At 66.5% G+C, this 13,238-nt stretch carries 15 protein-coding genes; 7 read left to right on the plus strand and 8 right to left on the minus strand.

The genetic code is table 11. The annotated features are described in order from the left end of the window. Window positions 1–102: 102 nt before the first annotated feature. The 5 genes from LH128_RS06695 to LH128_RS06715 all read right to left on the minus strand — a co-directional run bounded on the left by LH128_RS06695 (window position 103) and on the right by LH128_RS06715 (window position 4,947). Window positions 103–1,326, minus strand: a complete 1,224-nt coding sequence (locus LH128_RS06695; RefSeq protein ID WP_008828836.1) for a type III PLP-dependent enzyme — start codon at window positions 1,324–1,326, stop codon at window positions 103–105. A gap of 415 nt (window positions 1,327–1,741) precedes the next feature. Continuing rightward, entirely contained in the window at window positions 1,742–2,920 is a 1,179-nt protein-coding gene (locus LH128_RS06700) for a carboxynorspermidine decarboxylase (RefSeq protein WP_008828837.1), read from the minus strand. A gap of 16 nt (window positions 2,921–2,936) precedes the next feature. Next, the gene (locus LH128_RS06705) at window positions 2,937–3,287 is read right to left on the minus strand and encodes a DMT family protein (RefSeq protein WP_008828838.1); all 351 of its coding nucleotides are present in this window, start codon (window positions 3,285–3,287) and stop codon (window positions 2,937–2,939) included. Window positions 3,288–3,292: 5 nt separating this feature from the next. Then, a complete protein-coding gene (locus tag LH128_RS31300) occupies window positions 3,293–3,736 on the minus strand; it encodes a hypothetical protein (RefSeq protein ID WP_008828839.1) in 444 nt (147 codons plus the stop codon). Then, window positions 3,736–4,947, minus strand: coding sequence for a saccharopine dehydrogenase family protein (locus LH128_RS06715; protein WP_008828840.1), 1,212 nt, complete (start codon window positions 4,945–4,947; stop codon window positions 3,736–3,738). The genes LH128_RS31300 and LH128_RS06715 overlap by 1 nt, the downstream gene beginning before the upstream one ends. A 255-nt stretch (window positions 4,948–5,202) precedes the next feature. Here LH128_RS06715 and LH128_RS06720 point away from each other — a divergent pair, with 255 nt between their 5' ends. The 6 genes from LH128_RS06720 (at window position 5,203) to LH128_RS06745 (ending at window position 9,716) form a co-directional block, all read left to right on the plus strand. Next, window positions 5,203–6,429, plus strand: coding sequence for a DUF3419 family protein (locus LH128_RS06720; protein WP_008828841.1), 1,227 nt, complete (start codon window positions 5,203–5,205; stop codon window positions 6,427–6,429). A 5-nt stretch (window positions 6,430–6,434) separates the two neighbouring features. Next, a complete protein-coding gene (locus tag LH128_RS06725; protein WP_008828842.1) occupies window positions 6,435–7,076 on the plus strand; it encodes a class I SAM-dependent methyltransferase in 642 nt (213 codons plus the stop codon). A gap of 177 nt (window positions 7,077–7,253) precedes the next feature. Next, window positions 7,254–7,934, plus strand: a complete 681-nt coding sequence (locus LH128_RS06730; RefSeq protein WP_008828843.1) for a DUF2490 domain-containing protein — start codon at window positions 7,254–7,256, stop codon at window positions 7,932–7,934. 218 nt (window positions 7,935–8,152) lie between these two features. Further along, the gene (locus tag LH128_RS06735; RefSeq protein WP_008828844.1) at window positions 8,153–9,121 is read left to right on the plus strand and encodes a threonine ammonia-lyase; all 969 of its coding nucleotides are present in this window, start codon (window positions 8,153–8,155) and stop codon (window positions 9,119–9,121) included. An 89-nt stretch (window positions 9,122–9,210) separates the two neighbouring features. Continuing rightward, window positions 9,211–9,435 (plus strand): hypothetical protein, encoded by a 225-nt coding sequence (locus tag LH128_RS06740; protein ID WP_008828845.1) that lies wholly within the window; start codon window positions 9,211–9,213, stop codon window positions 9,433–9,435. A 20-nt stretch (window positions 9,436–9,455) separates the two neighbouring features. Next, window positions 9,456–9,716 (plus strand): hypothetical protein, encoded by a 261-nt coding sequence (locus LH128_RS06745; RefSeq protein WP_008828846.1) that lies wholly within the window; start codon window positions 9,456–9,458, stop codon window positions 9,714–9,716. Here the strand turns inward: LH128_RS06745 and LH128_RS06750 are convergent. Genes LH128_RS06750 through LH128_RS06760 form a run of 3 tightly spaced genes read right to left on the minus strand, consistent with a single transcriptional unit; the run spans window position 9,713 to window position 12,761 of the window. Beyond that, on the minus strand, window positions 9,713–10,972 hold the full coding sequence (locus tag LH128_RS06750) for a class I SAM-dependent RNA methyltransferase (protein ID WP_008828847.1): 1,260 nt from the start codon (window positions 10,970–10,972) through the stop codon (window positions 9,713–9,715). The genes LH128_RS06745 and LH128_RS06750 overlap by 4 nt on opposite strands. A 39-nt stretch (window positions 10,973–11,011) precedes the next feature. Then, a complete protein-coding gene (locus LH128_RS06755) occupies window positions 11,012–12,409 on the minus strand; it encodes a bifunctional ADP-dependent NAD(P)H-hydrate dehydratase/NAD(P)H-hydrate epimerase (protein WP_008828848.1) in 1,398 nt (465 codons plus the stop codon). Next, the gene (locus tag LH128_RS06760) at window positions 12,396–12,761 is read right to left on the minus strand and encodes a hypothetical protein (protein ID WP_037518184.1); all 366 of its coding nucleotides are present in this window, start codon (window positions 12,759–12,761) and stop codon (window positions 12,396–12,398) included. Before LH128_RS06760 ends, LH128_RS06755 begins: the two co-directional genes overlap by 14 nt. Before the next feature lie 351 nt (window positions 12,762–13,112). Between LH128_RS06760 and LH128_RS31995 the strand changes: the two genes are divergently transcribed. Beyond that, on the plus strand, window positions 13,113–13,238 hold a 126-nt coding region (locus tag LH128_RS31995), incomplete at its 3' end, for a (dimethylallyl)adenosine tRNA methylthiotransferase (protein ID WP_008828850.1).

The raw sequence follows: 13,238 nt of genomic DNA on the forward strand, positions 1-13,238 counted from the left end.
ATGTAGCCCGCGGAGTGTTAAGATCGCCCCAATCGCCCACGCAAACGAAAACCCCCGGAACCGTCGGTCCCGGGGGCCTCTCGTTATTCGTAACTGATCGGATCAGCGCAGCGAGACGACGTTGTCCGAAACGCGCGGATCCTTGCGGCCGGTGTAGAGGCTGGCCATCGGCTCGTCCTGGGCCAGGACGACCTCACCGCCGCCGAAGCCGTTGAACGTCGTGCGCATGGCGGCACCATAGGCGCCCAGCATGCCGACCTCGATCCAGTCGCCCGCCTTGATGTCGGCGGGGAGCAGGAAGGGGCCTTCCATGAAGTCGGCATCGTCGCAGGTCGGGCCGTAGAAGGAGAACTCCTTCAGTTCCGACGAACGCTCGCCGTCCCCATTCTTGTCGATGCGGCCGATGGCCTTGACCGGGAAGCGCCACGCGACGTGCGCCGCATCGTAGAGCGCGCCATAAGCACCGTCGTTGATGTACAGTTCGTCACCGCGACGCTTCTCGACCTTGACGATCAGCGAGTTGTACTCGGCTGACAGCGCGCGGCCGGGCTCGCACCACAGCTCTGCGTTGTAGGCGATCGGCAGCGCCTCGAAGTGGCGGTGGATGATCGCGAAGTAGTCCTCGAGCGGCGGCGGTTCCATGCCCGGGTACGACGAGGGGAAGCCCCCGCCGACGTCGACCATGTCGATGACCACGCCAGCGGCTGCAATGGCCGCACGGGCGCGCTCGAGCGCCTGCACGTAGGCGAACGGCGTCATCGCCTGCGAACCGACGTGGAAGCACACGCCCAGCCAGTCGGCGACCTGACGGGTGGCCTGCAGCAGTTCGCCCGCATCGGCAACGTCGATGCCGAACTTCGACGCGAGGCTCAGTTCCGAATACTCGGACGACACTCGCAGACGCACGCAGAGGCGCAGGTCGGTGGCGGTGTTGCCCTCGGCATCGGTGGTGGCTTCGACGATCTTCTCGACTTCCTCAAGGGTGTCGAGGCTGAAGGTGCGCACGCCGTGCTGGAAGTAGGCTTCGCGGATCGCGCTGGCGGTCTTGACCGGGTGCATGAAGCACAGGGTCGCGTCCGGCAGGACGCCGCGCACCATGCGCACCTCGGTGATCGAGGCGACGTCGTAGTGCGTGATGCCGTTGTCCCAGAGGATCTGGACGAGGTCGGGCGACGGGTTCGCCTTCACCGCATAGAGCGACTTGCCCGGAAACTTCGTGGCGAAGAATCGGGCAGCGCGCGCCGCAGCATGCGGGCGGTTCAGAATGACTGGTTCGTCAGGCGCGAGGGTGCGCGCTACGGCCGGTGCGTCGAGGAATGCGTGCAACTCAAGGGACCCCCAAACGGTGTGTTAACAGACAAGAGCTGCCTTGCGGTTTGGAAGTCCCCATGGGGCAGCGAGGGGCGGGATATAAGGCTCAGGACATGAATCGCAAGTGAAAAACGGGGACTTTCACAAAAACGTCATCTAGCCGGAAGAAGGCGCCGAACCGGGCGTACGATCTCAGGAAATTCCGTTTTTCTGCAGCGGTTTGCATTGATCCACTCCATTGCAGCGTGATGACACCCCAGTGACAGTCAGGCCGTCCGTGTCATCGTTTGCAACGCGGCAAGGCGCAGGATCGGTCCCGGACGATTCGCCTTAACGGGATTGGCTGCATCATGGGCACGGCGGGTGGTTGCAGCTTCGCAGACACCCGCCCCTTTCATGCTTAACGCCCGCGTCAGGATACCTCCGGGGATCAGCTCAGACGGCCGCGGAAGTCCTCGTAATCGAACCGGCGGACGCATTCGAGCGCGTCGGTTTCCGAATCCCACAGCCAGATCGACGGCAACGGCACGCCGTTGAAGGTCGTCGTCTTGACCATCGAGTAATGCGCCTGGTCGAGGAACGCGAAGCGCTGTCCGGCTTCGGGATCGGCCGGCAGCACATAGTCGCCGATCACGTCGCCCGCGAGACACGACGGGCCGCCGAGACGTATGGCCTCGGCTTCATCCTCGCCGCGTTCGCCAAGCATGGCGGGGCGATACGGCGCCTCGATCACATCGGGCATGTGGCAGGTGGCGGAAATGTCGACGATCGCCACCGGCATGCCGTTCCAGCCCACGTCGAGCACGGTGCCCACCAGAATCCCGGCGTCCAGCGCAACCGCCTCGCCAGGTTCGATGTAGATTTCGGCACCGGTATCCTCGGCCATGTCGGCGAGGAATTCGATCAATTCCTCGCGCTGGTAATCCGCGCGGGTGACGTGGTGGCCGCCGCCGATGTTGATCCACTTGAGCTGGCCGAAGAACGGCTCGAGGAAGTCGAAAACCTTGTCCCACGTCCGCTTGAGCGGCTCGAAATCCTGCTCGCACAAGTTATGGAAGTGGATGCCGTCGATCAGGCCGACATGGTCCTCGGTAAGCTGGTCGATCGGGAAGCCGAGGCGCGAATGCGGGGCACTCGGGTCGTACTTGGGGACTTCACCCTCGGGGTGCAGCGGGTTGACGCGCAGGCCGATGTCGAAGCTCTCTCCGCGCGCGCGGGCACCTTCGATGAAGGGCCAGAAGCGCTCGATCTGGGCGGGCGAGTTGAAGATCACGTGGTCGGAGAGGCGCAGGATCTCGTCCATGTCCTCCGCCTTGTAAGCCGCGCAGTACGTGGCGATCTCGCCGTCGTAGAATTCCGAGGCGAGGCGCGCTTCCCACAGGCCCGAAGTGCAGACGCCGTCGAGATACTCGCCCACGATCGGCGCGGTGGACCACATCGAGAAGGCCTTCAGCGCCGACAGCACCTTCGCGCCAGACTGTTCGCCAATGTCGCTCAGGATGCGCAGGTTGGAACGCAGTTTGGCCGCATCGACCACGAAGGCGGGACTGTCGACGCGCGACAGGTCGAAGTTCGCGAAAGCGCCCGGATCGCCGGCTCTGGTTTCCATGATGCTTAGTCCCAAGTCAGCCCAGCGGGCCTTTGAAGATGAACCACGCCCCTGCCCCGACAAGGCAGAAGCCGACGATCTCGTTCCAGCCCGGCTTCTGCCCGAACAGCGCCCAGGCCACGAGCACGAAGCCCAGCAGCGAGAAAGCCTCCTGCATGACCTTGAGCTGGCCGAGCGAATAGGCGGAACTGCCGATCCGGTTGGCGGGAACGGCCAGACAGTATTCGAAGAAGGCGATGCCCCAACTCATCGCGATCGCCACCCACAGCGCCTTTCCGGGCACCTTGAGGTGGAGATACCACGCCGTGTTCATGAACAGGTTGGAGCCCGCCAGCAAAGCCACGGGCGCGACGAAGGACCAGTTCATGCCGCTCAGTCGACGCAGATCGCATAGGCGGACTTGCCGCCCTTGATCTCCGCATAGCAGCCGAACAGGCGATCATCGGCCTGGCATTGCCCGGTCGCCGCCTTGTCCGGCGCTACCGAACCCGCGCTGCCCACGCACTTGCCCTCGCACTGCGCGGAATCGGTGCACTGCCTGCCCGCGTCCGCGTAAGCGTGCACGCACATTTCCATGCCGAGCATGCCGCGCCGCTGCACCGTGCCACCGCCGGAGGTGCAGGCCGCCTTGTCCGCCGCGTTCATGTCGCGCGCATAGGACTGGTTGCCTGCAGGCTCGGCGGGACCGGTCGGCGCCGTGGGCGTGACCGGCCCGGGCGCAACAGGGCCGGGTTGGGGCGCTTCGGCGGGGGTGCAGCCACCCAGCGCCAGCGCACCCAGCGCGGTCAGGAACAGGAGGCGCGAGCGGCCGCCCATCAGAACGGAAGCGGCTCAGACAGTTCCTCGACGGTCCACGGCAGGCCGTGCTTGTTGAGCATGTCCATGAAGGGATCGGGATCGAACTGCTCCATGTTGAACACGCCCTCACCCGACCATGCACCCGTCACGACCATGGCCGCGCCGATCATCGCGGGCACGCCGGTGGTGTAGCTGACGGCCTGGTTGCCAGTCTCGGCATATGCGTCTTCGTGGTCGCAGATGTTCTTGATGTAGAACGTCTTTTCACCCGAACCGTCGAGCGCTTCGCCGGTCGCGATGTCGCCGATGTTGGTCTTGCCCTTGGTCGTGGGACCAAGCGATGCAGGCTCGGGAAGGACCGCCTTCAGGAACTGCAGCGGCACGATTTCCACGCCGTTGTAGATCACCGGGTCGATGCGGGTCATGCCCACGTTCTGCAGCACGGTGAGGTGCTGGATATACGCATCGCCGAAGGTCATCCAGAAGCGGCCTCGTTCCATTTCCGGCAGGAATTTCGCAAGGCTTTCAAGCTCTTCGTGGTACATCATGTACATGTTCTTGGGGCCGACGCCCTCGAAGTCGAAGCTCACCTTCTTGGCCATCGCCGGGGTCTCGACGAAGTCGCCGTTCTCCCAGTGGCGGGCGGGCGCGGTCACTTCGCGGATGTTGATTTCCGGATTGAAGTTCGTCGCGAAAGCCTGGCCGTGGTCGCCGCCGTTGCAGTCGAGGATGTCGAGCGTGCGGATGGTCTTCAGCTTGTGCTTCTTGAGCCACATCGCGAAGACGCTGGTGACGCCCGGGTCGAAGCCCGAACCGAGCAGCGCCATCAGGCCCGCTTCCTTGAAGCGCTCCTGGTAGGCCCACTGCCAGTGGTACTCGAACTTGGCCACGTCCTTGGGCTCGTAGTTCGCGGTGTCCATGTAGTGCGTGCCGGTCGCAAGGCAGGCATCCATGATCGCAAGGTCTTGATAAGGCAGGGCAAGATTAACCACCAGCTTCGGACCGATCTCGCGGATCAGGGCCGAGGTCGCCGCCACGTCATCGGCGTCGATGGCGTAAGTGCCGATCGTCACGCCGGTGCGCGCCTTGACCGATTCCGCGATCGCCTCGCACTTCGAGACCGTGCGGCTGGCGAGGTGAATGTCCGAGAAGATATCGGGATTCATCGCCATCTTGTGGACCGCGACCGATCCGACGCCGCCCGCACCGATCACCAGAACCTTGCTCATCAACCTGTCTCCAATGCGCCTTGCCGATTGAACGAGGCCAATCGAAAGCGGGCCATATAGGGCCGTTCTGTGACAACTCAACTGTCCGGCACCCAAGGTGCACATAACGGCACCCAAAGGCACGCTAACGGCACACAACGCAACCGCAAACGCCGCACAGGCCGCCCCGAAGTGTCATAAACCGCCTTCAACCCGTCATCACCCGGTCACCCCACGGTGTCATCCGCGCCGCATCCCTTCGCAGGAGCCAGTGCCATGACCAGCCCTCTTTCCGGCAACCGTTCAAATCTCATCGAGAACGCGGTCGTCCGCGACGAAGCATCGCGCAAGAGCAAGCTGCTCGACAAGGCTTTCGCCATGGCCTTCAAGGGCCTCGTCTACGCGCAGATCTGGGAGGACCCGGTCGCCGACATGGCGGCGATGGAGATCACGCCCGACAGCCGCATCATCACCATCGCCAGCGGCGGCTGCAACGCGCTGTCGTATCTGACCGCGGACCCGGCGGGCATCACCGTGGTGGACCTCAACACCGCGCACATCGCGCTCAACAACCTGAAGCACGCCGCCGTGCGCCACCTCAGCCATGCCGAAGTGCGCCGCTTCATCGCCGAGGCCGACCGTGCCGAGAACGTCGCCCTCTACCGCGAGAAGCTCGCCCCGCATCTCGACGAAGCCACCCGCCGCTACTGGGAAGGCCGCGACCTCGTCGGCCGCCGCCGCATCGGCGCCTTCACGCGCGGCGTCTATCGCCACGGGCTGCTCGGCGGCTTCATCGGCGCAGCGCACGTCATCGCGAAACTGCACAAGGTGAACCCCGCCGAAATCCTCGACGCTGCATCGATGGAAGAACAGCGCCGCATCTTCGACGAGCGCTTCGCCCCGGTGTTCGAACGCCGCTTCGTGCGCTGGCTGGCCAAGCACCCCGCCTCGCTGTTCGGCCTCGGCATCCCCCCTGCGCAGTACGACGCGCTGGCGGGCGGCCAGTCGATGGCAGACGTGCTGCGCGGCCGGCTGGAGAAGCTGGCCTGCCACTTCCCGGTTAACGACAACTACTTTGCATGGCAGGCGTTCTCGCGCGGCTACGGCAAGGGCACCGAGGCCCCCCTGCCCCCGTACCTGCAGGAAGCCAACCTGCCGCTGGTCCGCGACCGGCTCGACCGGCTGGACCTGCGCCACGCCAACTTCACCCATGTCCTCGCCGCAGCGGACAACGCCAGCTACGACCGCTACGTCCTGCTCGACGCGCAGGACTGGATGACCGACGCGCAGCTTACCGAACTGTGGACCGAGATCACCCGCACCGCGAAGCCCGGCGCCCGCGTCCTGTTCCGCACCGCCGCCGAACCCTCGCTCCTTCCCGGCCGCGTGCCCGATGCCATCCTCGACCGCTGGGACTACCGCGTCGAGCAGTCGCAGACGGCGACGCTGGCCGATCGCTCGTCGATCTACGGCGGCGTCCACCTTTACGTGTTCAAGGGCTGAGCCGCATGGCAACTCTCGCCCCCGACCACGCCGCGCTGATGGATCGCATCTACCGCTGGCAGCGCCCGATCTACGACCTGACCCGCAAATACTACCTGTTCGGCCGCGACCGCCTGATCGACGAACTCGACGCCAAGCCCGGCATGGCGGTGCTGGAGATCGGCTGCGGCACCGGCCGCAATCTCGCGCATGTCGGCAGAACGTGGCGCGGGGTGAAGCTGTTCGGCCTCGACATCTCCAGCGAGATGCTGCGCGCCGCGCGCAAGACGTTGGGCACGAACGGCACACTGGCGCTGGGCGACGCCACCCGCTTCGACGCCGCCGCGCTGCTGGGCCGCGAAGGCTTCGAGCGCGTGATGCTATCCTACGCCGTCTCGATGATCCCGGACTGGCAGGCCGCGCTTGCACAGGCCGCCGCGACGCTTGCTCCGCGCGGACGGCTGCACGTCGTGGACTTCGGCGACTGCTCCGGCCTGCCCGGCCCCTTGCGCAAGCTGCTGCTCGGCTGGCTGGCTCGCTTCCACGTCACGCCCCGGCTGGACCTTGCCGACGTGGTGGGCCGCGTCGCGCATGAGCAGGGGTTGGAACTGGAGGTTTGGCGCGGGCCTTTGGGATATTACCAGATGGTGCGACTTTCGCGGACCTGAAGGCTAAAAGGGAAAAGAGAGGGGCCATTGCCCTCGCGCTCCCGGAACTGGCCACGCTGAGCACGCAGCTTTTTTCGCTGACTGTAACCAAAGAGTCATACTGCAGAATACTTACAGACATTAAACTGTCACAATTGAGTCATAGTCGGCGCACTCCATTCGGGAGGGAGATAACCAATGCGCTCGATCATCCATGGCCTATGCACGCTCGCGGTGGTCTTCATCGCCGCGCCCGCCTGCGCATCGGAGGATGAGCAGCTTTGGCTGGGCAGCACCGCGACGGTAAAGCTGGGCGACAAGTGGCGCTTTTCACAGGAAGTGATCGGGCGCTTCAGCGACGATCGCGACGGGCTCTACGAAGTCGAATCGAACTCCCTGATCGGCTACAGGGTGGCCGACAAGGTGACCGTGTGGGTCGGCTATACCCACGATCCGAACTATGAAGCCGGCCATTTCTCGGTGATGGAACACCGCGGCCGCCAGCAGGTGACCTTCGATAATATCGTGAAGATCGGCCCCGGGCAGCTGAGCGCCCGCCTGCGCGTCGAGGAACGCTGGCGCGAAGGCATCGGCGGCACCGCCTACCGGCTGCGCCCTTACGTCAAATATGTCCTGCCCTTCCGCAAGGACAGCAAGACCGCGCTGGTACTCAGCCACGAGAGCTTCATCGACCTCAACGAAACGAACTTCCAGCGCGTCCAGGGCGAGGAGCGTATGCGCAACATGATCGCCGTGACGACCCCGCTGGCGAAGAATGTGAACCTCGAGGTCGGCTATCTCCACCAGCATGGCTTCCGGCCCGATGCCGACGACAGCAACGACAATGTCGCCTCGGTTTCACTGGGGTTCAATTTCTGAAACGGGAGACGTGATGGAAAGATGCCGCCTTATCCTCCCTGTTCCGCAGGAATGGGGAGGTGGCAGCCCACAGGGCTGACGGAGGGGTTTCTCCCCCTCCACCACCCGCTACGCGTGCGGTACCTCTCCCCATTCCTGCGGAACAGGGAGGATAAGGTCCGTGCCTCAAGCTACCCCAAGCCCTTGCGCCCGGCGCCCCGCAGGCTAACACCCGCGCCATGACCCAGCGCACGCCCACGCCCGAAGGCATCGCCCTCGCCGCCCGCAAAGTGGCCGAAATCCTGCCCCGCACGCCGCTGCTCCCGCTCGAGGTTGATGGCCGAACGATCTGGTGCAAGGCCGAGAGCCTGCAGCCGGTCGGAGCCTTCAAGATCCGCGGCGCCTGGCACCGCCTCTCCGTGCTGACCGACGAGGAACGCGCACGCGGCGTCGTCGGCGTCTCCAGCGGCAATCACGCGCAGGGCGTCGCCTGGGCCGCGCGGCGTCTCGGCATCAGGGCGGCGATCGTCATGCCGGTGGACGCGCCCGAGGTGAAACTGGCCAACACCCGCGCGCTCGGCGCCGAAGTCGTGCTCTACGACCGCCCCGGCGGCGAGGACCGCGACGAAGTCTCGCAAGCCCTCTGCGCCGAGCGCGGCGCCACGCTGGTCCACGCCTATGCCGACCCGTGGGTGATCGAGGGACAGGGCAGCACGGGCCTCGAGATCGCGGCGCAACTGGCCGAGCAGGGCCTTGCCGGGCCGGACCTGATCGTCGCGCCTTGCGGCGGCGGCGGGCTGACGGCGGGGCTCGCCCTCGCCTGCCCCGATGCCCGGATCGTGCCGGTGGAGCCCGAAGGCTGGGACGACGTGTGCCGCAGCCTCGCCGCCGGAACCATCGTGCCGGTCGGCCCCGATGCGCCGCCCACCGCCTGCGACGCCCTGCAGACGCCCGCCACATGGCCGATCAACTTCGCGATCCTCAAGGACCGTTGCCCGTTCGGCCTGGTGGCGACGCCTGCCGAAGTCCGCGCGGCCCAGCGTCTCGCCTTCGCGAAGCTGCGCCTCGTCCTCGAACCGGGCGGCGCGGCGGCGCTGGCGGCGGTGCTGGCGGGCAAGGTGGAGTTGGGGGAGCGCAGCGCCGTCATCCTCTCGGGCGGAAATACCGATGCGGCGGCCTTCGCCAAAGTCCTTTCGTCCCGGGATTGAACGCCCGGTGCCGCAAACTCCCGATGGAACCGGCAACGGTTGCGCGATATATTCCCGATACAAGGATAAGAAACTTCGGGAGTATAGCCATGGAAAAGGGAATGCCCGTCCCTGCCTTGAAGCCGTTCAAGATCGTCTTCATCGGCGTGGAACTGTTCTTCATCGGCATCACGCTGGCAGCGCTGGCGGACGTCGTTCTCGGCGAAAACTGGGGACTGGGCTGGAGCGTGTTCTTCATAGGCTTCATCGCCAGTGCCTGGGGCGCGGTCGCCTATCCGGTGTTCTGCGGGTGCTGCGGCTGGAACCGCAGCTGAACCCCTGCTAGTACGGCACCATGGATTTCGACGACCAGCTGCGCCGCTACTTCGCCACCGAAGACCTCTCCACCGTCACCCCCGCCGCAATCGAGGCCGGGGTGGAGCGGATGAAGGTCGATTTCGGCATGGAGCAGGACAAGGGCCGCCGCTTCGCGCTCTGGACCTTCATGTACATCCTCGGCTCCGCGCCCGACCTCGACGTCGCGTTCGAGACCGAGGACGAACGCAACGCCGCGCGCGATTTCATGGACATGATGGCGCAAATGGGCGCGGATTAACCGCGCTCGAAATAGCTCGCCAGTTCTACGTGAGTGGACCAGCGGAACTGGCCGACCGGACGCAGTTCCACCAGCCGGAAGCCCGCTTCGACCAGCCGCGCCGCATCGCGCGACCAGCTTGACGGGTTGCAGCTGACATAGACCACGCGGCCAACGGTGGAATCGGCGATGCAGTCCACCTGCTCGCGCGCGCCGGCACGCGGCGGATCGAGAACGACGGCGGCGAATCGGCTCAGTTCGTCGGGCTGCAGCGGATTGCGGAACAAGTCGCGGTGGACGCTGAACACCGGCAACTGCGCGCGGTCGGCGCCCGCCTTGCAGGCATAGTGCACCTCGCGCGCGGCTTCGGCTGCCAGCACCTTGGTTTCCGGTCCCGCCAGCGCGAAGGCGAAGGTGCCGAGCCCCGAGAACAGGTCCGCCACCGTCGGCGCCCCAGCCAGCCATTCACGCGCGGCGCTCACCAGTGCCTCCTCGCCGTCGAGCGTCGCCTGCAGGAATGTGCCCGGGGGAAACGGCACTTTGACGCCGCCGAGCGTCACCGTGACGGGCACCGGCTCCCACACCGTCTCGAAGCCATAGCCGCCGTCCATGGTCAAGCGCGCCAGCTTGTGCTCGCGCGCGAAATCCAGCATCGCCTCGGTGGCCGCAAGGCCCTCGGCGGTGAGGCCCTTGACGCCGAGGTCGATGCCCTGGTCCACCAGCGTCATCTCGATGTCGGCGGCCATGCGCGCCTGCACCTTGCCAGGCGCGGGCCTGCCATGGCGCCCCTTCTTGACGGGCGCGGCCTTGCCCATGGTGATGAGCAGCTTGCGCAGCGGCCCCAGCAACGCGACGATCTCGGGCACGAGGACGTGGCATTCCTGCACTTCGACGAGCCGGTGCGACTTCGCCTCGCGGAAGCCGATCACCACGCGCCCGCCCGAGCTTTCCGCGCGCAGCGAGGCCCGGCGGCGCGACGACGGCGGCGAGAGATGCGGCGCGGCGAGCGCCTGCGTCCCCAATTCCTGCGAGGCGGCGGCATTGGCCACGCGCGCCTCGACGAAGGCGGTCAGGCTTTCTTCGTCGAGCTGCTGCAGTTGGCACCCGCCGCACTGCCCGAAGTGCCGACAAGGCGGCTCGACGTGGTGCGGCCCCCATTCGAGCGTGTCGTCGATGCGCAGCTTGTCGCCGGGCGCGGCGCCCCAGGCGAAACGGCCGGACGCGGTGACGCCGTCGCCCTTGGAGGCGATGCGCAGGATCTCTTCGGATTCGGTCATGGTCGCGCGCCTATGCTCTCGCTTGGCGCGACTCGCAAGTTACAGGCACGCCGCAAGCGCCAGCGGCACCGCCTCGGCCAGTTGCCCCGCCGTGAACGCAGGCGGGCAAAGCCGCGCCGCCTCGCCGTGTAGCCAGACGCCCTCGCAGGCAGCGTCGAACCCCTCCCGTCCCGTGGCGAGACGGCTGGCAATCACCCCCGCCAGCACATCTCCGGTGCCCGCAGTTGAGAGCCACGAGCTTGCCCGCACCGCGCAGGCGAGCCTGCCGTCGGGCGCGGCGATCACCGTATCCGGCCCCTTGGCCACGACCACCATCCCGCTCGCGGCCGCCAACGCGAGAGCACGCTCGGGCCGCGTCCCCGCACCGTCGAGATCGAAAGCCCGCTCCAGCGCGACGAGTTCGCCTTCGTGCGGCGTGGCGATGACGGAGGCCTCGCGCCCTGCGAGGTGACGCGGCGCCAGCAGAACCAGCGCATCGGCATCGACCACCACCGGCACCCCATCCGCCAGAGCCACCGCCAGCCGTTCGCGCGCGGTCGCATCACGCCCCAAGCCCGGCCCGACCAGCACCGCCGTGTTGCGATCGTCGGCCAACACCTCGCTCAGCGCACCCTGATCGACGACGAGGTCGGCAGGCACATTGCGCTTGCTCTCGGCGAAGAGCTTCACGTAGCCCGCCCCTGCCCGCTGCGCCGCGATTCCTGCGAGCACCGCCGCGCCGGGCATCGCCCCGCCGACGACCGCCAGCAGCCCGCGCCGGTACTTGTGCGCATCCGGTGCCGGAGCGCGCAACTGCGGTCGCGCGACTGCGAGGGCAGCCCCCCGCACCGCGTCGACGCCGATCGGCACGTGCTGGAGCCGCCCCATCCGGGCGCTAGAAGGCATCAGGAAATGCGCGAATTTCCATGCGCCGAGCGCGATGGTCAGGTCGTAGGCGGGCAAACCCTCACCCAGCAGCATGCCCGAATCGGACTGTACCCCACTCGGCATGTCCACCGCCACACAGCGCGGATGCGTTTCGGCCAGCCGCGTGAGCAAGGCGAGGTGCTCCTGAGACAACGGCCGCGTCAGTCCGGTGCCGAAAAGGCAATCGACCAGCACTTCGCCCTTCGCCTCGGAATCGGTCTCGACCACGTCTCCGCCGAACAGGGCGCGCGCCTTGCGGCAGGCGTCGGTGGCAGGCTCGGCCGCCGCGACGACGACGGCATGGCCACCCCGCTCGCGAATGGCCTCGGCAATGACGTAGCCGTCGCCGCCGTTGTTGCCCGGGCCGCAGAGCACCGTCACCTTGTGCCGCCCCGCCATGCGCCAGATCCATTCGGCAGCGCCACGCCCCGCCACCTGCATCAGCGCATCGACGCTGGTGCCCGCGTCGATCAACGCCTGCTCCGCCGCACGCATCTGCGCGGCCGTAAGAATCTGCCTATCGCGGGGCATCGTGCTTCACCGTCGCGGGAAAGAGGTAGCGATCGGTGCCCACGGTAACGTCGAGCCGGTCGCCGGCAAGGCGCACCTTCGGCGGCGTGGCGCTGTCCTTGGTGGTCACTCCCGCACCGCCCTTCGCGACCGCGAACCGGCGATAACCACCATCGGGATGGTGCACGACAAGCGTGAGCGCACCGTCCTTCTCGACCCGCTCCACCGAGCAGGCGGGCTTGAGTTCGGGCTCTCCTCCCACGGCGCAGTCGATGTGCTCGAGCGCTACGGCAACGGGAGCGGGCTCGTCACTGCGCGAGCAGGCGGCGAGAAGGAGGACGGCACAGGCCAGCGGCGGGAGCTTGGCGGTCATGGCATAAATCATAACGCCCGAAACGCTCGGGGCAATGTCAGGCTGCGAGATCACCACATCGTCATTGCACAGCCGGCTCAGACATCCCGAACAAGCTCCCTGGCAAGCCCTTTCGTCCGCCATCCTCAATGCTGAGCCGAAACCGGCCTTTCCGGATGCGCCCCGTTGCGGGCCTTGTTGCATCCTCCCTGTTGCGAAGCAATGGGGAGGGGGACCGCTCGCGCAGCGAGTGGTGGAGGGGGAAACCCCTCCGTCAGCCCTGCGGGCTGCCACCTCCCCATCGCTGCGCGACAGGGAGGATAAAAGGCAGTCCCCCTGTCCAAACCCACCCTTTTGCGCTAACGGCGCGCGATGCAAACGACTGCGACTCCCCGGACCTACCGCGTCAAGAGCTTCGGCTGCCAGATGAACGTCTATGACGGCGACCGCATGGCCGAACTGCTCGCCGAACAGGGCATCACCGCCGCGCCGGAAGGC

This window comes from Sphingomonas sp. LH128, from assembly GCF_000293195.2.
Taxonomy (GTDB): domain Bacteria; phylum Pseudomonadota; class Alphaproteobacteria; order Sphingomonadales; family Sphingomonadaceae; genus Novosphingobium; species Novosphingobium resinovorum_A.